The sequence below is a fragment of the Porphyromonas vaginalis genome, assembly GCF_958301595.1.
In the GTDB taxonomy this organism is placed as follows: Bacteria; Bacteroidota; Bacteroidia; order Bacteroidales; family Porphyromonadaceae; genus Porphyromonas; species Porphyromonas vaginalis.
Window position 1 is genome coordinate 490003 of record NZ_CATQJU010000001.1, and the last position, 26613, is coordinate 516615.

General features: G+C 51.7%; 24 protein-coding genes and 2 pseudogenes. 24 read left to right on the forward strand and 2 right to left on the reverse strand.

What is annotated here, in order from left to right:
* The first annotated feature begins 166 nt into the window (after positions 1-166).
* Positions 167-1774 carry a leucine-rich repeat domain-containing protein gene (locus tag Q2J34_RS01880; protein WP_298888295.1) on the forward strand — a complete coding sequence of 536 codons (1608 nt, stop codon included), beginning with the start codon at positions 167-169 and terminating at the stop codon, positions 1772-1774.
* A 278-nt stretch (positions 1775-2052) separates the two neighbouring features.
* Here the strand turns inward: Q2J34_RS01880 and Q2J34_RS01885 are convergent, their stop codons facing one another.
* A complete protein-coding gene (locus tag Q2J34_RS01885; protein WP_300969150.1) occupies positions 2053-3666 on the reverse strand; it encodes a T9SS type A sorting domain-containing protein in 1614 nt (537 codons plus the stop codon).
* 220 nt (positions 3667-3886) lie between these two features.
* Here Q2J34_RS01885 and Q2J34_RS01890 point away from each other — a divergent pair, with 220 nt between their 5' ends.
* From Q2J34_RS01890 to imm40, 14 genes are all read left to right on the forward strand, one after another.
* Positions 3887-4900 carry a PCMD domain-containing protein gene (locus Q2J34_RS01890; protein WP_300969151.1) on the forward strand — a complete coding sequence of 338 codons (1014 nt, stop codon included), beginning with the start codon at positions 3887-3889 and terminating at the stop codon, positions 4898-4900.
* 12 nt (positions 4901-4912) lie between these two features.
* Positions 4913-5671: a porin family protein gene (locus tag Q2J34_RS01895; RefSeq protein WP_298888301.1), complete on the forward strand. Its 759-nt coding sequence runs from the start codon at positions 4913-4915 to the stop codon at positions 5669-5671.
* 158 nt (positions 5672-5829) lie between these two features.
* Entirely contained in the window at positions 5830-6585 is a 756-nt protein-coding gene (locus tag Q2J34_RS01900; protein WP_298888303.1) for a polyprenol monophosphomannose synthase, read from the forward strand.
* A gap of 1 nt (position 6586) precedes the next feature.
* Positions 6587-7942 carry a dihydroorotase gene (locus tag Q2J34_RS01905; RefSeq protein WP_300969152.1) on the forward strand — a complete coding sequence of 452 codons (1356 nt, stop codon included), beginning with the start codon at positions 6587-6589 and terminating at the stop codon, positions 7940-7942.
* A gap of 174 nt (positions 7943-8116) precedes the next feature.
* Positions 8117-8533, forward strand: a complete 417-nt coding sequence (mce, locus tag Q2J34_RS01910; protein ID WP_007366055.1) for a methylmalonyl-CoA epimerase — start codon at positions 8117-8119, stop codon at positions 8531-8533.
* Positions 8534-8566: 33 nt separating this feature from the next.
* Positions 8567-10120 (forward strand): acyl-CoA carboxylase subunit beta, encoded by a 1554-nt coding sequence (locus tag Q2J34_RS01915; protein ID WP_299367176.1) that lies wholly within the window; start codon positions 8567-8569, stop codon positions 10118-10120.
* A gap of 12 nt (positions 10121-10132) precedes the next feature.
* On the forward strand, positions 10133-10366 hold the full coding sequence (locus Q2J34_RS01920) for a hypothetical protein (RefSeq protein ID WP_300969153.1): 234 nt from the start codon (positions 10133-10135) through the stop codon (positions 10364-10366).
* A 65-nt stretch (positions 10367-10431) separates the two neighbouring features.
* Positions 10432-10869, forward strand: coding sequence for an acyl-CoA carboxylase biotin carboxyl carrier protein subunit (locus Q2J34_RS01925; protein ID WP_300969154.1), 438 nt, complete (start codon positions 10432-10434; stop codon positions 10867-10869).
* Positions 10870-11069: 200 nt separating this feature from the next.
* Positions 11070-12140: a hypothetical protein gene (locus Q2J34_RS01930; protein WP_300969155.1), complete on the forward strand. Its 1071-nt coding sequence runs from the start codon at positions 11070-11072 to the stop codon at positions 12138-12140.
* Positions 12141-12393: 253 nt separating this feature from the next.
* Entirely contained in the window at positions 12394-12873 is a 480-nt protein-coding gene (locus tag Q2J34_RS01935) for a thioredoxin family protein (protein WP_300969156.1), read from the forward strand.
* Positions 12874-12912: 39 nt separating this feature from the next.
* Positions 12913-13437: a thiol peroxidase gene (gene tpx, locus Q2J34_RS01940; protein WP_299367161.1), complete on the forward strand. Its 525-nt coding sequence runs from the start codon at positions 12913-12915 to the stop codon at positions 13435-13437.
* 290 nt (positions 13438-13727) lie between these two features.
* Positions 13728-14717 (forward strand): AAA family ATPase, encoded by a 990-nt coding sequence (locus tag Q2J34_RS01945; RefSeq protein ID WP_298888322.1) that lies wholly within the window; start codon positions 13728-13730, stop codon positions 14715-14717.
* 128 nt (positions 14718-14845) lie between these two features.
* Positions 14846-15718: a DUF58 domain-containing protein gene (locus Q2J34_RS01950; RefSeq protein WP_300969157.1), complete on the forward strand. Its 873-nt coding sequence runs from the start codon at positions 14846-14848 to the stop codon at positions 15716-15718.
* Between the two features lie 865 nt (positions 15719-16583).
* The gene (gene imm40, locus Q2J34_RS01955; RefSeq protein ID WP_300969158.1) at positions 16584-16934 is read left to right on the forward strand and encodes an Imm40 family immunity protein; all 351 of its coding nucleotides are present in this window, start codon (positions 16584-16586) and stop codon (positions 16932-16934) included.
* 314 nt (positions 16935-17248) lie between these two features.
* Here imm40 and Q2J34_RS09940 read toward each other — a convergent pair.
* Positions 17249-17524, reverse strand: a pseudogene (locus Q2J34_RS09940) (DUF4372 domain-containing protein); the annotation flags it as partial.
* 15 nt (positions 17525-17539) lie between these two features.
* Between Q2J34_RS09940 and Q2J34_RS01965 the strand changes: the two are divergent.
* The 9 genes and pseudogenes from Q2J34_RS01965 to Q2J34_RS02005 all read left to right on the forward strand — a co-directional run bounded on the left by Q2J34_RS01965 (position 17540) and on the right by Q2J34_RS02005 (position 26446).
* On the forward strand, positions 17540-17839 hold the full coding sequence (locus Q2J34_RS01965; RefSeq protein ID WP_300969159.1) for a hypothetical protein: 300 nt from the start codon (positions 17540-17542) through the stop codon (positions 17837-17839).
* 62 nt (positions 17840-17901) lie between these two features.
* Positions 17902-18486 (forward strand): SMI1/KNR4 family protein, encoded by a 585-nt coding sequence (locus Q2J34_RS01970; RefSeq protein WP_300969160.1) that lies wholly within the window; start codon positions 17902-17904, stop codon positions 18484-18486.
* A 155-nt stretch (positions 18487-18641) separates the two neighbouring features.
* Positions 18642-18929 (forward strand): annotated as a pseudogene (locus Q2J34_RS09915) (RHS repeat domain-containing protein); the annotation flags it as partial.
* A 629-nt stretch (positions 18930-19558) separates the two neighbouring features.
* On the forward strand, positions 19559-20710 hold the full coding sequence (locus Q2J34_RS01980; protein ID WP_300969083.1) for an IS4 family transposase: 1152 nt from the start codon (positions 19559-19561) through the stop codon (positions 20708-20710).
* A 353-nt stretch (positions 20711-21063) separates the two neighbouring features.
* Entirely contained in the window at positions 21064-22014 is a 951-nt protein-coding gene (locus tag Q2J34_RS01985; RefSeq protein WP_300969162.1) for a hypothetical protein, read from the forward strand.
* On the forward strand, positions 22011-22991 hold the full coding sequence (locus Q2J34_RS01990) for a vWA domain-containing protein (protein ID WP_300969163.1): 981 nt from the start codon (positions 22011-22013) through the stop codon (positions 22989-22991). The genes Q2J34_RS01985 and Q2J34_RS01990 overlap by 4 nt, the downstream gene beginning before the upstream one ends.
* Complete coding sequence (locus Q2J34_RS01995; RefSeq protein WP_297114596.1) at positions 22988-24016, forward strand: VWA domain-containing protein; 1029 nt, start codon at positions 22988-22990, stop codon at positions 24014-24016. Before Q2J34_RS01990 ends, Q2J34_RS01995 begins: the two co-directional genes overlap by 4 nt.
* The gene (locus tag Q2J34_RS02000) at positions 24006-24665 is read left to right on the forward strand and encodes a tetratricopeptide repeat protein (protein ID WP_298888097.1); all 660 of its coding nucleotides are present in this window, start codon (positions 24006-24008) and stop codon (positions 24663-24665) included. Before Q2J34_RS01995 ends, Q2J34_RS02000 begins: the two co-directional genes overlap by 11 nt.
* Positions 24665-26446 carry a BatD family protein gene (locus Q2J34_RS02005; protein WP_300969164.1) on the forward strand — a complete coding sequence of 594 codons (1782 nt, stop codon included), beginning with the start codon at positions 24665-24667 and terminating at the stop codon, positions 26444-26446. The genes Q2J34_RS02000 and Q2J34_RS02005 overlap by 1 nt, the downstream gene beginning before the upstream one ends.
* Positions 26447-26613: the final 167 nt, after the last annotated feature.

Sequence of the window (26613 nt, forward strand, 5' to 3'; positions counted from 1 at the left end):
ACCACTTCTGAGCCCGCAATGTGAGACTTGCTCGACAAATGCTTGTAGCATAGTACTAAGCAATTACGTATATTTGCCTGTGAATAGTCCGAGTTACTCCTTCATTCACTGATTCTTATCAATAGGTAAGCTACCGACGACACCAACTTAAAAACAGATATAAGTCATGAAAACAGCTACGAAAACATTGCTCTGTGCCTTACTCCTGACATGGCCACTCTTGGCTACTGCTCAGACTCCTGGCGATAAGACACAGACCACCACCCCAACGATCGTGCTCACCACGGAGACTTCTGTCGGAGACACCATTTGGCTTTCCTTCGAGACAGACAACTGGGAGGATCCAATTATCGAGGGACTCAACCCTACGGGCGAATCAACCTTCGAAGGTAATCAGTATACGGTGACCTCGCCTACGATCAAGCTGACGGGGGAGATAACCGACCTAGGATGCAAAAAGATCAAGCTCACAGCAATAGATCTATCTGGCATCTCATGTCTACAAACGCTCAACTGCTCAGACAATCAGCTCACGGAGCTAAAGATAGGAGAAAACACGAACCTATCGGGACTCTACTGCCAGCAAAATAAGCTCCAGCAGCTGGACCTATCTAAATGTAAGGCTCTATACGAGGTTTACTGTTTTGACAACCAGCTTCAGAGCCTCAAGCTCGGAGAGAGTCACCCCTCCTTTACAATGCTCAAGGCGGCCAACAATCAGCTGACAGCTATCAATCTGAGTGGGTGTCCTAATGTAAAGGTTGTAGATCTAGGAAATAACAATCTAGAACACCTAAACCTAGCCAACAACGTAGCTATCACCTGGCTACTCGTAGCCAATAACAAGCTCACGGATATAGACCTCTCTGCACAGACCAAGCTCGTACGACTAGATTGCTACAAGAACGAGCTCTCCGCGCTAGACCTTTCTAAGCTTGAGCAGCTCACCGTACTAGCAGCTGAGAGTAATCAGCTACAAGAGATTGATGTGTCACACTGTCCTAAGCTACAGGTGATGTCTGTAGAGCATAACTCGATAAAGAAGATAGATCTGTCACAAAACCCCGAATTAGGCAGTTTATGGTGCATTGAGAATCGTATCTACCCCAACGATATGCAGGCTCTCGTGACATCTTTGCCACAAAAGAAGTCTGCCAAACTGGTTGCAGTCAATACGCATAGCGACAACGAGCAAAACGTAATCCTCAAAGCTCAAGTCGCAGAGGCAATCGCCAAGGGATGGACTGTCTACGACTTCAACCCTGAGACCAAGGATCTCATCCCATACGAGGGGAGCGATACAACATTCCTCCACGTGACACTATCTGTCGGAGAGGGCGGCACAGCAAAAGTACTAGACGTGACTGACCCTGAGCGGATCCCCTTTGCTACCGAGATAAAGGTCGAGGCGACACCTAACGAAGGCTATGACCTAGAGAGTATCAAGGTTGGAGATCAGGACATAACGGAAGACAAAGTTTACCTAGTCACCAAGGATGTCGAGATCACCGTCACATTCCGCAGTGTTAATAGCATAGCTGATCCGACGAAGAGACAGGAGCTCACAATCACACCCAATCCTGCAAGAGACTTAGCGAGAGTGTATGGTCTCAAGCCCTACAGCGACATCTCTATCTATACGCAAGAGGGTAAGCGTATGGCAACCATTCAGGCAGATGCTCTGGGACACGGCGAGATAGATCTGTCTACTTATCCATCTGGTAAGTACCTTGTGATCACCGAGGAGCATAGCGGATGGCTCATCGTACGATAACACAGTTGACTAGAGACTCCCAGCACGCTCCACTTATGCTCGGATCGTAGCTCTGCGGAGGCTCTCGTACCCTCGCCTCCGTAGATTCACCTGGGGCTCTACACCATTGAGCTAAGGCAATCAACGGGGCGGCAACACTAGCGGGCATCAAGACGGTCGGCGTCACTTGGGTCGCTGCCGAGCAAGAGCTTCGCACCAACAAATAAAGCAGTCCCGCAGGGAGCACTACATCGCTGTAGTCTCCTTGCGGGACTGCTCCGTTTTATCAGATACGTCTTCTAGCGGACGAATCGTACGGTGCTAACGCCACGCTCCGTGACAACCTGACCAATGTAGAGACCCTGAGCTATGTCTGTCAGGGAGAGCCTTGAGGCAGCTACCAGCGTATAGCTGTCTAGTAGTCGACCGGCCATGTCATACAGATAGAGCGTACCCGTAGCAGGCTCTGAGAAGAGAAGCGCATCGCCCTGCCAGCGGATCGAGAGTCCGTTAGGCTGCAGCTCTACAGGAGCAACGCCTAGAGGCTGAGCGAGGAATTGCTTGTCAATACGTAGATACGCATTGCGATAGTAGTTTGTCCCCGTCATGTCCACAGCGCAAGCTGCGATAGTTTTGCCATCAGCAGAGATCGCGATGGTCCCCATATCAGTGATGCTCTTTTGCTCCGTCTCACCATCAGACGTGTAGGAGTAGGTGAAGAACTCAGACAGATCCTTACCCGTCACACTCTTGAGATACTCCAGTATCGTGAGCTTCCGACCATCAGGATAAACGACATAAGTCGTACGATCATTGGGATCCATACTACCATCGGGATAGCAGATCCAGCCACCATCCTGGGTACGTCCTAATCCGCCGAGACCATAAGCCTCCTTGATATTGATCCGCTCGATGCTACCATCAGCGACATTTAATGCTCCAGGATAAGAGACAGTCGTATAGTCCTCCCCCTCACCGATTAGCTCTTGGATAGAGATCATCCAGTATCCACTTGCTGGAGACATAATCTGCCAAGCCTGATCAGGAGCAACACCCTTGACCACCTTATCATACGCCTCTAGCCAAGCATTGTAAGCCTTGTTGAACTCAGCTTCTTGATTTTTGTATAGGACCGAGTCTTGCTCATAGTCTGCCGTTACGAAGTCGTCCCAGTCGGGCTCAGGACCAGGCAGTGGGGCATCTAGATTGTAGATGAATGAGTCGCAAGGTGTAGAGCACTGATACTGTCCCTGCTCATCCAGTTGCCAGAAGAGTGGTCTGTCAGAGCCATTGCGGGTGTTTTGTCGACCTAAGATCTTCTTGCCATCAGACGAGCAGAAGAAAGCCTGCGTATAGTTAGGTTTGTTGCCCAGATAGTCTTTGTCCAGCACGGGGAGTGTCTTGACCGTCCAGGAGCCGTCCTCAGCTCGTGTGCCATAGATCGGGAGCGTCATACTCGCCTGAGCGTAGGTCGGATCCATCACGTACCCCACGAGGAACTTAGCGTCAGGAGTCACATAGACAGGTCTTACGTCAGGCCAGTCGCTCTCAGGAGTCTTGATCTCGTGTAGCTTCTTTTGTGCCAGATTGCAGACAAAGGCTCCTACCTCATCCTGAGCAACAAATATCTCACCCTCATCAGAGACCGCGTAGATCATATACTTCTCAGCACCCGTCTCAGAGAGGAAGAGCGAGGTGGTGTCTCGCTGTGTATCATAGCAGAAGGCTGTCGAGTTAGGACTGCCACCATAGATGTAGCGCCCATTGGGGCTAGTACCGTAGATGGAGAAGTTGCACGCCTCGGCAGGTAGGGCCTTCGGCTCTTGCGTGATCTTACACCCAGCCTGCTGAGCGGTCACTGCGTAGCTCAGAGCAAGGAGTAAGAGTAATGAAGATAGTAGTTTTCTTGTCATACTATTTGAATCGTTTAAGAGTTGATGTTACCACAAAGCTACCACTTTTTTCGAGAAAAACAACGCCCCCAACGTGGATATCGTGCTAAGGGGAGTAGATCGTAAGAGGTCCTCTCTGAATTGGTCGAATCATTAGCTGGATCGTTGGTCGGACGTAACCCTCGCTATATAGCTAGAAATAGTTACCTTTGCCCTATCCTAGTGTAAAACATAGTACAGAATGAAACGAATCTCTTGGACTCTCGGCATCCTGCTCACGCTCGCCCTCCTCATTGCGGCAGGTTGTAGTGGCGAAGACCCCATCAAGGCTAAGCGTATCGCTATCGAAAACGGCACCTACAAGCCAAAGCCCAAACCTGAGCCAGAACCTAACCCTAACCCCGACCCCGATCCGAACCCTAATCCCAATCCAGATCCTAACCCCGATCCTAATCCAGACCCTAATCCCGATCCTAATCCCGATGACAAGATCGAGCTGAAGGAGGTCACCTTCACCTTTGACGAGTGGGTCAAGCCCAAGGGAACCTACCAGCTACCCGTAGAGAAGAGTCTCTCGAAGCTACTCGCGGGCGACCCCTACTGGATGTCTGCAAGCAATGTGGGTGCTGCCAAAGCACTAAAACCCACCTCTCCAGTACGTCCTCTGACATCTGGTCGCACGGGACAAGCTCTTGAGCTGGAAACCATTAGGGGAATGACTATCGTTCGCAAAGGCATCATCGCTGGAGCTCTCTACTGCGGATCACTGGATGAGGGCATTATGGCCACCCAACCTATAGAGTCTACAAAGTTTGGTCAGCCCGTCTTTGCCATACCTATCTCTATCAAGGGATACTATCAGTGGCTCCCTGGCAAAGATCTTGTCGATGGGAAGAAGAGTAACCAGGTGATCAAAGGAGAGCAGGACGAGGCTACGATCGCCTGCGTCTTTTACGATATCTCGCAAGACAATAGTTACCTCAATGGTAAGACGCTCTACACCGATTCACGCATCCTAGCAAAGGTGCAGATACACCCCCAGCCTACTAAGGAGGGTGTGTGGACTCCCTTTGAGAGCAAACTGGAGATCGTCAATGAGGCGGCCTACAAGCAGATAGATCTGCAGAAAGGCAAGTACCGTATGGCTCTTATCTTCTCGTCTAGTGCTCGTGGCGACGAATTCATCGGAGCTATCGGCAGTCGCCTGCGCATTGACGACTTTACTGTGACACTAGGCATACCCACCAAGAAGTAATCCGCTACAGATATGACTACACGGCAACTACACACAGGGATAGTTACCCTCCTGCTGGCACTCCTTACGGCACCGCTACTGAGGGCACAAGCTCCTGTGGAAGACAAGGACGACCTAGAGTTTGGCATCAAGGCTGGTCTCAATGTCGGAGCTACCACGCCCCTACCCAAGCCGAAGGCTATCGACAAGATCTACACTTGGAATCCCCACATGAACATCGCCATCAAGGGATGGCTCTCCTACCACCTCCCCGACACCAAAGGGTGGCACCTAGACACGGGACTAGAGATGGAGCGCAAGGGTATGTACGTCTGTACCCATGCCACAGATATGCGTATCAATATAGGCGATGGGCAGGAAGCTGCGTGGGGACTCTTTACGGGCAATAACAGCACCGAGTTTATCAACTACTACCTCACGCTCCCGATGCTGGTCGCCTACCATACGAGCAAAGATAAGTTTCGTATGCAGGTAGGCTTCTACCTCTCCTATCTGATGCAACAGAGCTTTAAGGTAACACTCGATGGAGACGGTACGCTCAATGGCGACCCCATCTCTCCAGATCACCTCGTCGACTACGACCTGTCAGACCACTTTAATAAGCTAGATATGGGTGTCAGGGTAGGCTTCGACTACTTCTTTCATCAGCGTCTCGGTGTGACTGCACAACTCAATATGAGCTTCGAGCCAGCGCTAGATCGGAGCTTTACGATGATGCCCTTTCCGCTCTACAATATCTACGCTTTTGCGGGCTTTGCTTACCGCATCTAAGTAGAGCTGAGAGAGGGCTCTGTGATCCCAGACAGCGCAGAGAGCTGATGCATGATACCTGAAGAGAGTTTTTTACTACCTTTGTAGTGCTGTGGCAGGGGGGCATCTAGTCGCGCTCCCTACCCTACGCATGACCACTCACAGATACCCTTCACGCTATGCACGCTAGCCTTGTCATCATACCCACCTACAACGAGCGCGAGAATGTCGCCGAGATGATTCGAGCCGTCTTGGCACTGCCCGAAGCCTTCGATCTGCTGATCCTAGATGACAATTCGCCTGACGGAACCGCTGAGATCGTGCGTACGCTACAGCAGGAGACGACCTACGCCGATCGCCTGCACCTGATTGTACGCCCCGGCAAGATGGGACTGGGCACAGCTTATCTTACAGGCTTCGAGTGGGCACTGGAGCATGGCTACGACTACATCTTTGAGATGGATTGCGACTTCAGTCACCCCCTCTCGGCGCTACCACACCTCCTACGCGCCGTCTCGGAGGAGGGCTACGATGTAGCGGTGGGCTCTCGATACGTGCGGGGTGGAGGGGTCAAGGATTGGCCTCTCGGTCGCATACTTATGAGCTATCTCGCATCAGTCTACGTGCGCATCATCACCTGGCTACCAGTACGAGATACGACGGCTGGCTTCGTCTGCTACAGGCGTGAGGTGCTAGAGACGATGAGACTAGACGAGGTGCACTTCAAGGGCTATGCCTTCCAGATCGAGATGAAGTACACGGCGCACTGTCTAGGCTTTAAGATCAAGGAGGTACCCATCACCTTTGTCAATCGTAAGCTCGGGAGCTCGAAGATGAATGGTTCGATCTTTGGCGAAGCCTTCACGGGCGTTCTCAAGCTACGCTACTGGCAGCTCTTTAAGGGCTTCCCCAAGCGTCGTAATCCAGCTAAGTAATATGAGACAGATCATACTCGGAGCGACCATTATCAATGAAGGTCGGCAGGTCGTCGGCTCCGTATGCCTTTCCGACGAGCGAATTGAGTCTATACATATAGGTGTCGACAAAGTGTCTGACCTCCCCAGCGAACTACTCCAAGGAGCAGAGATTGTGGAGGCGCACGGGCTTTGGCTACTCCCTGGCTGCATCGACGATCAGGTACACTTTAGAGAGCCAGGACTAACCCACAAGGGAGACATAGCGCACGAGAGCCGTGCTGCCGTGGCTGGCGGTGTCACCTCCTATATGGACATGCCGAATGTAAAGCCCCCGACGGTCACCCTCGAGGCACTCCTCGACAAGCGTCAGCGCGCTCAGGAGACAAGCTGGGCAAACTACGCTTTCTACTTCGGCGGGACTAATGACAACGCTCCCGAAGCGTGTGCCATTGACCCAGCCCTGATACCTGGGTACAAGCTCTTCCTAGGAGCCTCCACGGGCAATATGCTGGTGGACAGCGAGGAGGCACTCGACTACTTCTTTGCCCATGCGCCCAAGCTCATCGCTACACACTGCGAGAGCGAGGAGATCATTACACGCAATAAGGAGATCTACCGCCAGCGATACGATGGTCATCCACCCATTGAGACACATCCGCTGATACGCTCTCGTGAGGCGTGCTACGAGTCTTCACACAATGCCATAGAGCGCGCCAAGCGTCTCGGTGCTAGACTACACGTACTACATCTATCGACTGCGGAGGAGATGAATCTCTTCTCTGCAGCCCCTCTTTCGCCCGAGAAGCGCATCACCGCCGAGGTATGCGTCCACCACTTATGGTTTACCGATGAGGACTACAGTCGCCTAGGCAACCGCATCAAGTGGAATCCCGCCGTCAAGACGGCTCGCGACCGTGAGGCTCTGCGCCAAGCGCTCGTCGAGGGTCGCATCGATGTGATCGCCACCGACCATGCGCCTCACACACTAGCCGACAAGGAGGGCGATGCCCTCACGGCAGCCTCTGGCGGTCCGCTCGTACAGCACAGTCTCTTGATGATGCTGGAGCTGGCTCACGAGGGGCTTTGGTCGCCAGAACTGGTGGTTGAGAAGATGGCACACGCACCCGCACAGCTCTTTGGCGTCCGTGAGCGAGGCTACATACGCACAGGCTACTACGCAGACCTAGTCCTCATCGATCCTCATCAAGAGACTACAGTGACTAAGGAGAACCTCTACAGCAAGTGCGGCTGGTCGCCCCTGGAGGGCTACACCTTCTCGCATCGCATCGTAGCTACTTGGGTCAATGGACAGGTCGCTTACCGTGATGGACAACTGACCAGTCGTCCGCTGGTACACGCACTCACCTTCGCCTGATCTAGCTCTTTCTAGAGGGCAAATCGACATTTGGGTGTCCAACCCTTTCGCTACGTGAGCGATTATTCTTATATTTGCAGTCGGGTGATGATCTTTAGAGAGATTGTCCCCGTCTAAAGGGCGCAGTCCCTTCACCCTTTGAGTAGACACACAAATCAATAAACAATATAGCGTATGAATCTGTCACACATCGAGCATCTTGGGATAGCAGTCAAGAGCATAGAGGAGGCACTACCCTTCTTCGAGGGAGTCCTCGGACTAACCTGCTACAACATTGAGGAGGTCGCCGACCAGAAGGTGCGTACTGCATTCCTCAAGATAGGCGAAGTCAAGCTAGAGCTCCTAGAGCCTACGAGCGATGAGAGCCCTATAGCCAAGTTTATCGAGAAGCGTGGCGAGGGTATCCACCATCTAGCACTATCATCTGACGATGTAGCACCAGCTCTCGAGGAGCTCAAGGGCAAAGGCATACGCCTCATCGACGAGAAGCCTCGCAAAGGTGCCGAAGGGCTCAACATCGCCTTCGTACACCCCAAGAGTGCACACGGCATACTCTTAGAGATCTGCGACTGCAAGGATGTCGCTAAGTAATATCGTCCAATCAAACAAACGCTACATAGAATAATGAGTGTACAACAAGAGAAAATAAAGCAACTCCTTGCCAAGCGTGAGGAGGCTCGTCTCGGAGGAGGCGAGGAGCGCATTGAGAAGCAACACGCCAAGGGCAAGTACACAGCTCGTGAGCGTATAGCTATGCTCCTCGATGAGGGTTCCTTTGAGGAGATCGACATGTTCGTCCAGCACCGCTGCACGAACTTTGGTATGGAGAAGAAGAAGTTCCTCGGTGACGGTGTCGTCGTAGGTAGTGGTACCATCGACGGACGTCTCGTCTACGTCTTCGCGCAGGACTTCACCGTCATCGGTGGCGCACTCGGTGAGATGCTCGCTGCCAAGATCTGCAAGGTGATGGACCTAGCTATGACTATGGGCGCACCCTGTATCGGTCTCAACGACTCAGGTGGTGCTCGTATCCAAGAGGCTGTCAACGCTCTCTGCGGCTACGGTGAGATCTTTGAGCGCAACATCCTCGCTTCGGGCGTCATACCTCAGATCTCTGGTATCTTCGGCCCCTGCGCTGGTGGTGCGGTCTACTCGCCCGCACTGACCGACTTCAACATTATGGTGCGCAACTCCAGCTACATGTTCCTCACAGGTCCTAAGGTGGTCAAGACGGTCACCGGCGAGGATGTCACACAGGAGGAGCTGGGCGGTGCCGACGTACACGCATCTAAGAGTGGCGTGGCACACTTCGCTGTAGACAACGATGAGGCTGGCCTTCAGCTCATCCGTCAGCTGCTCTCCTTCCTACCACAAAACAACATGGAGGAGCCACCCTTCGTCGCTTGCGACGATCCCGCAGACCGCTGCGAGGAGCTACTCAACGAGATCATCCCCGACTCACCAAACCGTGCTTACGACATGTACGAGGTGATTGGAGCGATCGTAGACCACGGCGAGTTCCTCGAGGTGCATCGTGACTACGCACGCAACATCATCGTCGGCTTCGCTCGCTTCAACGGGCAGAGCGTCGGTATCGTAGCCAACCAGCCGAAGGTGATGGCTGGTAGCCTCGACTGCAACTCCTCTCGCAAGGCAGCACGCTTCGTACGCTTCTGCGACTCATTCAACATCCCCATCGTCACACTCGTCGACGTGCCAGGCTTCCTCCCAGGCACTGGTCAGGAGTACAACGCCGTCATCACACACGGTGCTAAGCTCCTCTACGCTTACGGCGAAGCTACCGTGCCTAAGATTACAGTCGTCCTACGCAAGGCGTATGGTGGTGCCTACATCGTGATGGGCTCTAAGCACCTACGCGCAGACATCAACTACGCTTGGCCCTCTGCTGAGATTGCCGTCATGGGTCCATCAGGAGCCGTTGAGGTAGTCTTTGCCAAGGAGGTCAAGGCGAGCGATGATCCCGCTAAGACAGCTCTGGAGAAGGAGCAAGAGTATCGTGATGCTTTTGCCAATCCATACAATGCTGCTTCCTACGGTTACATCGACGATGTCATCGAGCCAAGGAACACCCGCTTCCGCATCGTCCGTGCGCTACAGCAACTACGCACGAAGCGCCAGACGCTCCCCGCTAAGAAGCATGACAACGTACCGCTCTAACCCCTTCTACCGATGGCTACCAAAAAGATAGAAAAGGGTAAGAAGGCACCCGCCAAGAGAGCCAAAAAGGCCGCTACAGCACCCTCTCCCGAAGAGGTTGCTATAGCACTCGCCTTAGCGCAGGCTCTAGGCACCCCTCACGATGAGGAGTCCTACCAGCTCACGATACGACGCAAGGAGTTTGACCCCTGGTCGTTCAAGCTACAGAACATGCGTGTCACACCACAGAAGCAGTATTACATCTAATCCTAAACGGCAGTACCTTAGCAGGCTAGCACGTTAGCTTGCTAAGCACCCATATCAAACCCCTTATGAAAGAATATAAGTATAAGATCGATGGCAAAGAGTACGCCGTCAAGATTGACAAGATCGAGGGTGACCAAGCTCAGCTAGAGGTCAACGGCACCCCATACAGCGTCGAGATCATACAGGAGAAGAAGAAGGAGACCCCGAAAGTCGCCAAGCCTACTCCTGCAACAGCACCCGCTGCCACGGCAGCTCCCGCACCCGCTGCGGCTCCAGCCTCCACAGGCAATGGCAAGGCAGTCAAGGCTCCCCTACCTGGCGTTATCATATCAGTAGACGTACAGGTCGGTCAGCAAGTCAAGCGCGGTCAGCAAGTCGCTGTACTCGAAGCTATGAAGATGGAAAACGGCATCAACGCTGAGTGCGACGGCACCATCACCGAGATCAAAGTCAAGGCTGGAGACTCTATCCTAGAGGGTACAGACATCGTTATCATCGGATAAAGACTCCGTAGCACATACTACATCACTCCTAGACAGTGACTAGGAGTAGCTATACAAGGCGTAGGGGGAGAACCAATGCGATACAACGCATCGGAGAGCCTCCTCGCCTTTTTTGCATACACTAGACAGCAGTCTCGACAGATTGGCTAGACCGTCTGCAGACAGCACCTTACAAACAATCATTTAAACCCTATTCAATCATGACAAACTTACAACGACTCCTAGCAGCACTCACCGCAATCGTCTGCATAACCCTTGCTATGAGTAGCTGCAAGCCCAAGTCTGAGCCAACTAAGCCCACAACGACTACAGAAATTCTACAGATCAAAGACTTCCCCTATCTCAAGAAGGAGACCAAGATGAGCTCCTACACCTTTGAAGAGATCGAGGCTTACGAGAAGAACCTCGGACTGCGCAAGCAGACCAAGAAGACTGACACCTATGTCATCTATGAGGCTATCGACCCTAACAAGGTCAACCTCACTTACGTTAACTACAAAATTATCCCTGGGGATGAGATCAAGTCTGAATTTTTCGTACGAGCTGATCGCTTCACAAAGGATATGTGTAAGCAGCCTGAACTACGCTCTTACTTTGCGCTCAACGGCTTCACCTACGAGGATTCTGATCAAAACGCTTCGGAGAAGTTTGTCAACAAGGACCTCGCCGTACGCCTTACTCTCTCTAGCACGACATCTGGAGTCGGCCTCACCTTTACAGACGCTCCCGATCTCTATCACAAGGAGCCAACCCCTGAGAAGCCAACCTTCCAAGCACTCTACCTGCCACTGCTAGACGTCTTCGGTCAGAAGATTAGCAAGGACAGCCCCATCTTCGCTCGTGAGCGAGAGATACACCCCGACTGCGAAGTCAAGTTTAGGACTGCCGATTCAATTTATACGTATGATGCCATTGTAGTCGATATGCCCTTTGTAACGAAGCTGGATCCCGCTGACCGCAGCAAACCTCGAGCTAGGAGCTACTCCTACGAGTCAAAAAGTGGCTCAACCATAGAGAAGATCACTTACATCTTCTCTCAAGACTGGGAAAAAGCTAAAATTGCAGGCGATGATCCCCTCATCAAGGACTTTATGACGAAGCACGGATTTACTTACAAGGGTAAGGATAAGGTCGACCAGCCCCCTATGAACGCCGACCGCTATCAATACTACAACGCTAAGCTGGTTATCTACTTTGAGTACAGCCTAGTATCTAGCCCGTACCCAGGTTCAATGGGCGTCTTCACCAAGACCCCAACGATAACGCTCTAGTCCTGTAGAGACAGAGCCTTTACACACAGAGCCAGCTCCCCGACCCATGCGCGTCGGAGAGCTGGCTTGCTTTCTAATCGGGACAAGAAGAGCTACTTTTTGCGCAAGATCGGGAGAGGTGGCCCGATCTTGCGCTTTTCTTTCGTCGTTTTGGCCCGATTTGATGCTGTTGCCGACCTTTATCGTAGCATGTGCTTTTGGTGATGTCGAGACTTTTGTCTATCTTAGAGGTCGATTTTAACGAGTATAACAAATGAAACCAACACAATTCATACAGAAGTCTCTCCTGCTCATGGCTGCGCTACTCACGCTCAGTGTAGCCTGCACTGCTCAGAGCAAGAAGCAGCAAGAGAACGCCAAAGCAGAGATACTGCACATCAATGCTAACTATATGCGCGAGCATATCTACGACTTTGAGGCGCATCCCGATACCTTCGTATACAAAGGTGACAAGCCCGCCATCATCGACTTTTACACCGACTGGTGCCGTCCTTGTCGTCAGCTGGCTCCCAAGCTACAGAAGGTGGCCGACCGCTACGCCGACCAGCTCGTCGTCTACAAGGTCAATGTGGACGAGAACCCGCAGCTGGCCGCACGCTTTGGTGTCCAGAGCATCCCGATGGTACTCTTCGTACCACTCAACGATCTACCCTACAAGAGCCTCGGCGACCTCCCTATGGACCACATCGAGGGGCTCCTCGGCAAGATAGGCGTCAAAACCGATAACCAGTAAAACACTTAATACACAGTAACTATAAAACCACTACAAACTATGTCTACAGTAAAATTTCAAGATAAGATCACTGTCAAGCTCTCTGGTGAGCAACCTAAGGTAGGGACGATGGCTCCCAACTTCGAGCTAGTCCGCAAGGATCTCTCCACGGCCAAGCTCTCAGACTACCGTGGCAAGCGCGTCGTCCTCAACATTTTCCCCAGCATCGATACGGGCGTCTGCGCAGCATCCGTACGTCGCTTCAACGCTGAGGCTGCTAAGCTCGACAACACCGTCGTCCTCTGCATCTCTCAGGATCTGCCTTTCGCACAGGCTCGCTTCTGCGGTGCTGAGGGTCTGGACAATGTCGAGACGCTCTCTACCTTCCGCTGCTGCACGGTGCCCTCTTCAGAGCCTGCTTTCTGCAAGAGCTACGGACTGATGATGCAGGACGGACCTCTCGCTGGGCTACAGGCTCGCTGCGTCATCGTCATCGATGCTGACGGCAAGGTCATCTACGAGGAGCTAGTTCCCGAGATCACTCAGGAGCCTAACTACGACAAGGCTATCGCTGCGCTCAAGTAAGCGCATCCTCACACATACGGAGACGATGGCGTCACAGCCACTCGTCTCCACACATACGACAGCGGCACCACACCCCATAGACATGCTATGGTGTGTGGTGTCTCTCTTTTCGGTTTTGCCGAGATGCACTACCTGTCGTAAGACGGATAGCCCTCGTAACCTCTTTAGAACTTCACTAGAGGAAAGTCCTATTTTCTTCGCGGATAATCTTCTTTATCGAGGGTTGGGAGGCGGGGAGAGCGTTCATTCGAAGATTATCGTTACTTTTGTAGCATTAATCAGTAGAAACTATGACGCAGGTATCAGATCTAGAGAATCGTCAAGCATATATCACCCAGCAGAGCGGCTTCATACGCCAGCTGCAGGAGGGGATGCACACCACGATCATCGGGCAGGAGCATCTTGTGGAGTCGCTCTTGATCGGTTTGCTAGCCGACGGACACATCCTCCTCGAGGGGGTGCCAGGGCTTGCTAAGACGCTCGCTATCACGACGCTCGCTAAGCTCATCGATGCAGACTACAGCCGCATACAGTTTACCCCCGACCTACTCCCAGCCGACCTCATCGGTACGCTGATCTATAGTCAGCGCAGTGAGTCCTTTTCGGTCAAGAAGGGTCCTATCTTCGCACACTTTGTCCTCGCTGATGAGATCAACCGCGCTCCAGCCAAGGTGCAGAGTGCACTCCTCGAGGCGATGCAAGAGCGACAGGTGACGCTCGGTGAAGAGACTTATCCGCTACCCTCGCCTTTCCTCGTGATGGCGACGCAAAACCCTATCGAGCAGGAGGGTACCTACCGACTGCCTGAGGCGCAGGTAGACCGTTTCCTCCTCAAGGTGGTGCTGGACTACCCCTCGCATGAGGAGGAGATGAAGATCATTGAGATGAATCTGGCTAGCCAGCTACCCACGGTAAAGCCTGTGACGACTGCCCAGCAGATCTTAGCAGCTCGCGAAGCGGTGCAGCAAGTTTATCTTGACGAAAAGATACTCCGCTACATTGTGGATCTAGTGATGGCGACACGACAGACGGAGGGCGTCCCCGCTCTACAAGGGATGATCGCTTATGGGGCTTCGCCACGTGCGTCGATCTCGCTAGCAGCAGCTGCACGAGCCTACGCCTTCATCGCTCAGAGAGCCTATGTGATCCCTGAGGATGTGCGTGCCGTGTGCCACGACGTGTTGCGTCATCGTCTCGGCATGAGCTACGAGGCCGACGCTGTCGGTATGAGTGCTGACAAGGCGATCGACGAAATCATCAACGTGGTGCCGGTACCTTAATTGGCTGTTGGCTATTGGCTATTAGCTATTAGCTAAAAGTATCGGAGCTATCGGAATGATCGGACATCTAGCTTCTAATCTCTAACCTCTAAGGTCTAATCTCTAACTTCTAACCTCTAATCTCTAAAATGCAGGATCTCCTACGCAAGGTCAGACGCATCGAAATCAAAGCTCGGGGTCTCAGCCAAAACATCTTGGCTGGGCAGTACCGATCGGCCTTTAAGGGGCGAGGAATGGCTTTTAGTGAGGTGCGGGAGTACTACGTAGGAGATGATGTGCGAGACATTGACTGGAACGTGACGGCACGCTACGCACAGCCGCATGTCAAGGTCTTTGAGGAGGAGCGCGAGCTAACTATCATGCTCCTCGTAGATGTCTCTCACAGTCTAGACTTCGGCTCTACAAGTGAGACGAAGCGGGATCTGGTGGCGACAATCGCTGCAACGATCGCCTTCGCCTGCATTCACAATAACGACCGTGTCGGACTGATGCTCTACACCGATCGTGTGGAGCGCTACATCCCCGCCGGGCAGGGGCGTAAGCATGTACTACAGCTCATTAGCGAGATCCTGACTTACCGCCCTGAGCGTCACTCTACGCAGATCTCCTCTAGCCTAGAGATGCTCTCACGAGTGGTCAAGAAGCGCTGCTCAGCCTTTATCGTGAGTGACTTCATCACGGAGGCACCGACCGATGCGGAGCGCGCCCTGATCCAGCGCACGGCTCGGAGGCACGACCTGCTGGCCATACGCGTTGTGGACAGACGTGACTACGACCTCTCAGCTATGGGCCTGACGCTCATGCGTGACCTAGAGACGGGAGCAAGTCGCTACGTGGACACCTCGTCGGAGCGACTTCGTGAGCAGTACGCGACCAACTATACGACCTTTGCCGCCGAGTGGGAGCATCTGATGCGTGAGTCGGGCATCGACCACGCCATCGCCGAGACTGGCGAAGACATCATCCCCGTCCTCTCGCAGCTCTTCCGCAAGCGCATCTAACTAAACGAGAGTGGCCGAAGACTCCCTTCACTCTTGTTCATGATACAGACATCTATCATCTGCAAGGGGGCACATCTCGCACGTAGCACACGATAGGCGTTAGCTATCAGCAAGATACAATCACTAGATCTAAACAAACATCTAGCACACTGCCCGAACAAAGATCTCTCATCTCAGTGAAACTTTCGGTGCTTATTTACCTCCCAGGCTGACGCATTATAATATAATGTGTCACCTATGGATTGGCTGTTGGCTGTTAGCTATTGGCTGTTAGCTATCGGAACCATCGGAGCTATCAGAGTGATCGGATCTCTAACTTCTAACCTCTAATCTCTAATAACATATCTTTACAGGGAAATTCGTCCGATTCCCTCCTTTCTCGAATATCTACGTGGGAAATCTCAAATCTCCACGTGGATATTTTTTATTTTCCACGTGGGGGCGAATCATTTCCTCCGAAGTTTCATTTGATTCTTCCGAAGTTTCATTTCATTCCTCCGAAGAATTTTTTATTCCCCACGTGGGGATTTCGAAATATCCACGTGGAAATCAGTTTTCCCCGACATGACGCCGTTTTGATATGTAATTGGTTCTAAATTATTGTAACGCGCCAACGTTGTATTTCCCCAGCTAGGAATGACGCATCATAATCGATTTTTCAGAAGCTACACATAGCGACCAGAGAGGAATCGGTGAGTTCATTATATATAATGCGTCAGTCCTGGTGCTTCACCAACCATTTTGACCTTTACGCCGTTTTTTTCCTACATTTGTAACCGTGTTGCAGTTGACACTGGACTGTGCGCAAAGCTAATTAACAAAATAGAATTACGGCATTAAATGCCGTAATTCTTCAATAAGACTATTGAATGAAAAAAGAACCAATGTGGAGAACGGTTATTCATTGATGAGTTTGGGGATAGATGCTTATGCATTCCCTAAACAGCAGGCACTTAACATAATTTCTAGATTAAGAAAGAATCACATCCCTATTCTGGGAGGTGATGTGTACTGCTTTAATAATGGACTTTTAACGGATAGTTGTGATAGTTGGTACTGCAACTTGGAAATAGGCGAAACTCAGCAACAATTTGTGCAAAGGAGCTGTCTTGTAGCTGAAAAGTATATTGAAAGTTACCCTGAGAATGACATCGTCAAAAATCTGTTTTCAATAGTGATAGAAACAGATATTCTTGAGTATCTGGATAATGGGTAAAGATCAATAGTGTCCTAAACGTTTTTGGAGGACGATGGGTGTAAGATCGCTGTCAAGCGGGTCAATCGCCCCTTGACGTTTGCTGTAAAAACTGGCCCCTCCTATGCTATTTCGGTCTCGTCTGGAGGCGGTAAAAACTGCTCATTTATCCACTGAAAGAGGGCGATTTTGGTGAACGTGTTGAGTCTCAAAGATGCTGCTAAATTAGAGAGACACCAAGGGCATTTTGCTATTCGCTTAAGATATTGAAGTAAGAGAATCGTAATCAGAGCCGTCCAGATCTGAATCTCGACAGCGTTTTGAGAGGTTCCCAGGGAACTCCTATTGGCGTTTTGGTAACTGATGTTGGATTTGGAGGGAGCTCGTGATAGACCTAGGTGGTTGAGATTGCCTGTGGCTGATTGTAGCCCCTCTGAGATTTGACGTAGCGACACGCTACCCGAGAATTGGCTGAAGATCATAGTCACCAAGTGGCTCCACGAGTTAAAGCCCTTTGCATGCTTGTCTGTGTCATGCTTCTTGACTAATCGTTGGATGATTTCTCGAGGTATGAGTCGGATTACTTGTGCGAATAGTGTTATATTTGCCATTGAAAAGGGTGGTTTGTGACAGCTCTTACTAGCTGTGCTTTCTTTCCAATTACAAACCTACCCTTTTCTCTTTATCCTGCAAAACGTTTAGGACACTATTGGACAAAAGCGGAAAAGGCTGAATTATTGAAAACCGGTAAGGTTAAGGGATATGAAGGTCATCACATTAATAATGTGAAAGATCATCCTGAATTTGCCGGCAATCCCAATAATATTGAATTTGTCAAACGTCCTGAGCATCTTGATGCTCACGGCGGGAACTTCCGCAACGAAACACATGGAGAGTTACTAAACCGAAATCCGAATAAAGATTAACAATTCGGTGTCCTGTTCAGTGATTAAACTGAACAGGATACCGAATCAAACGTTACTCAAATATGAAAGACTATTCAGAAATAAAAGAATTAATCCTAAAATTTTCATTCTTAGGAATAGAAGAGAGTAAATCAACTGGTGCTTTGCTAATTGGCAGAGCACCGCATATTGCGGAAAGTGCGTGGCTGAATCGACTCTATTCACCAATAGACAAAAACGAAATAATAAAAATGGAAGATGGTATTAGCAAAAAGATTCCAACTTCATATGTTGATTTCTTGACCAACTTCTCAAATGGACTCAATATACTTGGGGATACCTTATGTCTATTTGGATATCGTTCTAACTATGTGAGAACTGTTGATTTCTCATGGCAACCATATAGTTTAATTAGTTTTAATAAGTATGATAAGCCTAGAAATTCAACAGGAGAAATGTTGTTTATCGGCAGTTATGATTGGGATGGTTCTCTATTATATATGACCACTGATGAGAAGGTACACTTTTGTAATCGCGATGATTCAACAAGTTTATTTATATGGGACTCTCTTTCATCTATGTTAATCAGTGAACTGAAACGGATTTATAATATTTTCGATTCTTCTGGTATTCAAATTGATGACACGCAAGCCACCACACCTATTTAATGAGCACTTGATGTTGCGATGAACAACTAACAGAAGAACAACAGTATGGGAAACGGCAATCTTTGGCGAGTTACATATTCCTACAACACAACCTCGGAGGTCTTCTTGAAAAAGTCCGTGGTGAGAAGTCATACGGATATGACTACATCACCAAGATTGGCTACGATAAGTTCGAGCAACGTACCTATCTGAAGTACTGCAACGGAGCGGAGACTTTCTACTCCTATGACCCACAGCATCGCCGACTAGAGAACCTTGTGGTCAATGCCAAGGCAGGCACCATTATGGACAATGCCTACAGCTATGATGCCGTGAGCAACGTACTAAGCGTAAAGAACAATGCGCCACTTCCACAGAGTGGCAAGGCTGGCGGACAAATGAGTCATAGTTATACTTATGACCCATTGTATCGTTTGTCAAGCGCAACGAATAGCATAGGGGGATACCCCCGTTTTTACCGCAAATGTCAAGAGGCGATTGACTCGCTTGACAGCTATCTCACACCCTTCGCCCGCCAAAAACGTTTAGGACACTATTGGTCCTTGACTATATTTCAAGAGATCTAAATGTGGATATAGATAGCATTGCAGTTTCAAGCGTTATTTACGATCTAGACTGCTTCTTCTATATCCCTGTGGCTGAAAGCCAGGAACAAAAGGAAATGCTGATAAAAAGGCAAAACTTCTCCCGAGGTGATTTTCATTCAGATATCCTTGATAGTAACTTCAGAAAGTTGTCAAGCAGTAGTAAGTACTGCCTTTTCTTCTCTTACCTTATGGATGGAGTACTTCTAGCAGAGATCTACAAGCTTCAGAGATTTACAAAGCATATTAATTACTCTTTTATTGTGGCGACGAACCTGCGTGAGTATGACTATATGTTGATCATTAGCAAGGAATACAAAGTAGTTAAATCACACAAGATTGAATATTGAGTCGAGTTGAGTACGCTTAAACAAGCCACAATAGTCCAATAGTGTCCTAAACGTTTTGCAGGATAAAGAGAAAAGGGTAGGTTTGTAATTGAGAAGAAAAACACAGCTAGTGAGAGCTGTCACAAACCACCCTTTTCAATGGCAAATATAACACTATTCGCACAAGTAATCCGACTCATACCTCGAGAAATCATCCAACGATTAGTCAAGAAGCATGGCACAGACAAGCATGCAAAAGGCTTTAACTCGTGGAGCCATTTGGTGACTATGATCTTCAGCCAATTCTCGAGTAGCGTGTCGCTACGTCAAATCTCAGAGGGGCTACAATCTGCCACGGGCAATCTCAACCACCTAGGTCTATCACGAGCTCCCTCCAAATCCAACATCAGTTACCAAAACGCCAATAGGAGTTCCCAATTCTTCCAAGATGTCTTTTATGCACTCTTCCAATATTTGGGACAGCACGGAGATCTCAAGCAGATAAAGAAACGGCTGAAGGCGAAGGTTTGTCTTCTAGACTCAACCCTAATGTCCCTATGTCTCAGTATGTATGACTGGGCTCTCTATACTCATACGAAAGGAGCCGTCAAGATGCATACAGTGCTTGATTTTGAGACACTTCTGCCTGAATTCGTCTGTATAAGCAATGGCAAGGGAGCCGACAATACGATTGCCAAAAAGCTCCCCTTTGCCCGAGGAACCATCGTTGTAGCTGATCGAATCTACAGCGATACTGAGCTTCTGAATCATTGGGACAGCACAGGTGTGATTTTCATCGTCAGAGGAAGAGACAACATCCAATTTGAGTCAATAAGGGAGAGAGATTTGCCTGATACGACATCTCAAGAGATACTGATAGATGAAGAGGTGAGACTGACAGGTGTAGAGACAGCGAGCAAGTACCCTAAGAAGATTCGTAGAATAGGCATCTACAATGTTCAAGGAGGTTACACGATTGACTTGTATACCAATGACTTTACGCATGCAGCCAGTACTGTTGCAGCGCTATATCGCTCACGTTGGAAGATTGAGATCTTCTTTAGAAACCTCAAGCAAAACCTGCATATCAAGAGTTTTCTGGGAACTTCTCAAAACGCTGTCGAGATTCAGATTTGGACGGCTCTGATTACGATTCTCTTACTTCAATATCTCAAGCGAATAGCAAAACACCCCTGGTGTCTCTCCAATTTAACAGCATCCTTGAGACTCAACACGTTCACCAAAATCGGCCTCTTTCAGTGGATAAATGAGCCGTTTTCACCGCCTCCAGACGAGACCGAAATAGCATAGGGGGGATACCCCCGTTTTTACAGCAAATGTCAAGGGGCGATTGACCCGCTTGACAGCTATCTTACACCCATCGCCCGCAAAAAACGTTTAGGACACTATTGACAATAGTCCATTTTTCAATAGTGTCCTAAACGTTTTTGGAGGACGATGGGTGTAAGATAGCTGTCAAAGAGGAGACTATTGACTTTTGCAATAGTCTCAAGAGAGGAATAGAGAGGTGGTTGAGCTTATCGTATCTAATACGTCAGCTCTGTATTTACCTCCTATTCGTGAATTATCGGTACTTTTGTGGCGTTGTACGGTCTAGAGGCACAGAGTCAGCGGGTGCCAGTCTAGATGCTTAAGGCTAATCTATGCGATATCGTCTACTATTATATATACTACTGATCTGTGGCGGCGGAGGTTTATGGAGCTTCGCGGCGGCACAGGATGTCGCCATCACGACTGAGCTGACTCCCTCGACTATTCAGATCGGCGAGTATGCACAGATCAAGATGACTATCCGCACGAATGACCTCGACAACACGCTCCTCGTGATACCCCAAGAGCGGCAGATGGGGCAGGCGGAGATGATTGCCTTTGAGGTGACCGACACGATACCGCTCCAGGGTACAGAGGTGCAGCTGAATGCGCTGATGACTATCACTTCGTTTGCCGAGGGAATGGCCGAGCTACCCGCTTTTGGTGTGACGGTGGGCGGGGAGAGCTACTTCTCCAAGCCACTTTACCTCAAGGTGACGATGCCCGAGGTGGACACGACGCAACCGCTCAAGTACAACCCAATCAAAGCACCTGTTTCGGTCTCGCTACGCTGGTGGGAGTATATTCTCCTCGTCCTCATGAACCCCATTACGTGGGTGGTGCTGGGCATCGTCATAGTGGTACTCCTCATCTTGTGGTACCGACACTACAAGCGCACACGACCCGAGCCCGAGGTGGTCGTGGTACCGCTGACCGCCTTAGAGACTTTCGACCAGAGGCTCGCCACGTTGCGTGCCCTACCCTTTGACCAGCAAGAGGAGCAGATAGCTTACTACGATGGCTTGATCACCGCCTTGCGAAGCTATCTGACCGAAGGCTTAGGCTTGGAGATAGACGAATTGACCGCTCGCGAACTAGCCCAGCTACTCCAAAAGGCTCCCTACGGAGTGCCTCAGAGTGCGCTAGCGCAGTGGGTGATCCACTCAGAGTGGGTCCGCTTTGCCGACACTTGGGCGGAGCGTGCATGGCAAGCCGAAGACGCAACCAGTATCTACGAGATGGTGCATCAACTAGCTAGCAGAAAGGAGGATAAGTCGCTATGATATGGGTTCATCCTGAGTGGCTCTGGGCGCTCCTACTCTTACCGCTGCTGGTGCTGCTCTACATGCGCTACAACAAGCGTCACCAAGCAAAGCTTTCGCTCTCAGCATATCGTCTTTTGCCTAAGGGAAGCGGATGGCGGAGCTATCTGCGGGCTTTGCCTTTTGCCCTAGAGCTACTGGCACTGGCGGCGATGATCTTAGCACTGGCTCGCCCGCAAGACTCCAACCACTGGGAGGAGCGATCGATACAAGGCATCGACCTGGTCCTCGCTATGGACCTCAGTGGCAGTATGCAGGCACTAGACTTAAAGCCTAACCGCTTTGAGGCAGCGCGTGATGTGGCGAGCGAGATGATCGCTGCACGTCCGAATGATAATATAGGTCTGGTGGTTTTCGCGGGGGAGAGCTTTACGCTCTGTCCGCTGACAGTGGACCACAGCGTGATCCAGGAGATGCTCGAGACCACCGAGATAGGACAACTGGAGGACGGCACCGCCATAGGACTAGGCCTAGCAACGGCAATCAATACGCTCCGCGGAAGCGACAACAAGAGCAAAGTGATCATCCTCCTGACCGATGGGTCAAACAATGCGGGCGACATAACCCCCTCGATGGCCGCTGAGCTGGCACAGCAGTACGGCATACGCATCTACACGGTGGCAGCGGGAACCAATGGGGTCGCAAAGTTCCCCGTGCAGACAGCCTTCGGCACCGAGTATGTGGAGGCCGATGTGCAGATTGACGAAGGCACGCTACGACACATCGCCCAGCAGACGGGTGGCAACTACTATCGTGCGACCGACGAGACGAAGCTGCACGAGATCTACAAGGAGATCGACTCCCTCGAGAAGTCTCGTCTCACCTCTCGCTCGGTGAGTGCTTACGAAGAGCGCTACATGCTCTTTGCTTTGCTCGCTATCGTGCTCCTTGGCGTTGCCTTCTTATTACGAACCACCTTGCTGCGAGCTAACCCATGATACAGTTTGCCTATCCCCTCCTGCTGTGGCTCCTGCTACTCGTACCGCTACTGCTACTCGTTATGATCGTCGGTCAGAGACGGCAACGCAAGCAGCAGCTGCGCTTTGCCACGCCTCAGATGCTACGGCAGATCATGCCCGACCGCTCTGCCAAGCGGGACTGGTGGCGCGCCTCGCTCAAGCTCATCGCCATCGCTCTGCTCATCGTGGCACTGGCTCGTCCGCAACTCTACACCCATGCGCCCGTCTCGTCACAGCAGACGATCGGTGTCGACCTAGCCTTCTGCATAGACGTCTCCAACTCGATGGCGGCACGTGACGTCAAGCCCGACCGTATCGGCTTTGCCAAGCAGATTGTGACCCATACGATGCAGGAGTTGGCGGGTTCACGAGTAGCTATGGTCGTCTTCGCTGGAGGCGCTTACATACGTCTGCCACTGACGCCCGACTTGCCGACGGCTCGCACCTTCCTCGCAGACATACAGCCTGGCATGGTCTCCAACCAAGGCACCAATCTAGGGCAAGCGCTCGAGCGCTCCGCACAAGCACTCGCAGCGCCCTCACGAGCCGGCAAAGCGGTCATCATCCTGACCGATGGCGAGGATCACGAGGGCGGACTAGAAGAGGGCATCGAGCGACTCAAGAAGCAGGGAATCAAGGCTTACGTCGTAACCATCGGACTCCCCGAGGGTGCCAACATTCCTATTGGTGAAACGCTCCTCACCGACTCGCTCGGCGTGCCGGTACTCTCGAAGCCTAACCCCGAGATCACGGCAGAGATAGCCAACGCCACGGGCGGACAGAGCTTCGTCGGTAGCAGTCCCCGTGCCATTAGCAACCAGCTGGTCAACCAGCTCCGCACTTTGCCCCAAGCCAATCTGAGTGGCGAGGGTGAGCAGATCGAGGAGCTCTATGCGCTCCCCACGCTAGCTGCGCTCCTCTTGCTCCTGCTCGCCAATGGGATCATGCGCCGCAAGAGCCGCCTGTTCAGTCGTATTCAAATCTTTGGTCATCATGATGCGTAAGCTTCTATATATTGTCTTACTCTTGCTCTCTAGCCTGACGCTCATCGGGCAGACCGTACGTCTAGACGCACGGCGGGGCAATAAGAGCTACAATCGGAGCAACTACTCGTCAGCACGCGCCGCTTATCTCTCGTCCGTGGCTCGTGACTCGACCTACGCTCCCGCCCGACTCGGTCTGGGCGATGCCCTCTACATGTCGGGCGACACGGTCGCTGCCGTGCAGATGTGGCAGCGTATAGCGAGCGACAGCAAGGCTGATCCACGCTTGCAAGCCTTAGCGTGGCACAACCTGGGCAACCGCTGTATGGACACGCAGCAGTATGACAAAGCGATCGAAGCTTACAAAGAGTCGCTCCGCAGAAACCCTACCGACGATGAGACGCGCTACAACTTAGCCCTGGCGATCAAGCTCAACAAGCAGCCCCCACAGCAAGGTGGCGGGGGCGGTGGTGGCGGCTCACAGTCCGATCCGTCGCAGACACCTCCCGACCAGCAGCCCCAAGAGCAGCCGCAAGGTAAGGAGCCGGACCTCGACAAGTCTCAGGCTGACCGTATCCTCGATGCGCTACGCCAGCAAGAGCAACACACACGCCAGCGCATCAACCAGCGCCAGCCACAGCAAAAGAATCAGAACAAGAAGAACTGGTAATGCTACGCCTACGCACTTCGATACAACGCACTCTCCTGACACTCATCTGGCTCTGTGCCATCGCCTTCGCAGGCTTAGCACAGCTCACGGTGATCGTACCCCAGCAGGTTGCCGAGGGAGAGACCTTCCAGTTAGTTTATCGTGCTGCGGGAGCGCACGAGCTAGGTGCTTTCACCGCTCCTCAGATTGCCTCTGGGCTGAAAGTGCTCTACGGACCTCAACTCAACGTACTACACAAGATGAGCGGAGGCGTCTCAAAAGAGTACACCACCATCACCTATACGCTGCAAGCGACCAAGGCGGGTAGCTATGCCATCAGTGCTGCTCAGCTACGAGTCGGGCAGAAGAGCCTCACGGCGCTATCTAGGCGCATACAAGTCGCCAAGGCGCAAGGGCTCTCGCAGCAGGCTATCGCCTCTGGCGAGTCGCTACAGGTAGCAGACCGAGACATGTATATGCGTGCCGTCGTCTCCTCGCAGTCGGTCTACACACAGCAGCCCGTCCTCGTATCGCTCTACCTCTACTCACGCTATGGCAACCTCGCAGGCGTAGACCGCAAGCCACCCGAGGTGACTGACTTCGTCACCAAGGAGATCCCGCTACAGCACACCAGCCTCACCACAGAGCGCGTCGGGGGCAGGCTCATGTACAAGGCACTCATCTGGCAGATCCTCGCCTACCCACAGCGTAGTGGCGAGCTAGTCATCCCCTCCTTTGAGTATGACTTCCAGGTATCTGTAAATCGGAAGGTGGATAACGAGGAAGACCTTTTTGCCAATAAAGCTGTCGCAACGGCTCATAAGAAGTTGCACTCGCAACCCTTGAAGTTGACCGTGCGACCACTCCCAGAGGGAGCTCCCGAGGGATTCGATCAGTTGGTCGGCTCCTTCCAGGTCAAGGGTACCCTCTCCGCACCCGACCCGACCTACGAGACGGGTCGCGCCATGACCTACCGACTAGAGATCACAGGGCGGGGCAATGTCTCCCTACTCTTAGCTCCAGAGCTAGGCTTGTCCGACAAATTTGAAGTGTATGAGCCACAGCTCATCCGTGACGACCAAGAGGTGCGCAATGGCAATACGGAGGTTCACCGCATCTACGAATACACCATCATACCGCACGCCACAGGACAGCAGACGGTGCCTGCCGTCAGCCTCCCCTACTTTGACCCCGCTACGAATAGCTACCGTACCGCCACGACAGCACCTATCCGTATAGAGGTAGCGCAAGGCTCTAACGATGTACCACAAGTGGGCAAAGCTGGAGAGGCAAGCAGCTCACAGCGATATACGCCCTACCCCTACGATGCGCCTGCTCCGACCATCGTATGGCGCCCCTGGAGTCGTGCCGGATGGGCTTACTGGCTCCTCTACGTGCTCCTGCTCATCGGTGGCGGAGTCGCTTATTGGCTCATACGTAGCGATCAGCGTCTCCGTGCCGACCATGTCGCTTATCATAAGAAGCGCTCCACGCCTCTGGCGGAGCAGCAGATCCAGGCGATACGTCAGCTCATCAAGGCGGGGCAGCAGTCGGAGGCTACGACCCGACTCTACGCTACCATAACGCACTATCTGCAAGATCACTACACGCTAGCCACCTCCAGCCTCACACGGCAGCAGCTAGCGAGTGCACTCAAGCAGCAGGGCGTAGCGGACGCAGAGGTCAACGCGTGGCTCACCCTCCTCTCAGAGATCGAGCTAGCACGCTATGCGCCACAGCAAGAGGGCGACAGCCTACCCCGCTGGGTAGACCAGCTAGAGCAACTCATCTCGCAGTCGTGATAGCTTCGCATCGAAGCTCGACAAAATACTAAGCCCCCCTCATCACAAGACGAGGGGGGCTTCTTTTATCTTTCAGCTGTTCGGCTAAACGGTTCCTCCGTTGGAACTAAAGAGTTCCCCCCTTGGAACTTTTTAGTTCCAAGAGGGGAACAATTTTTGGAACTCGT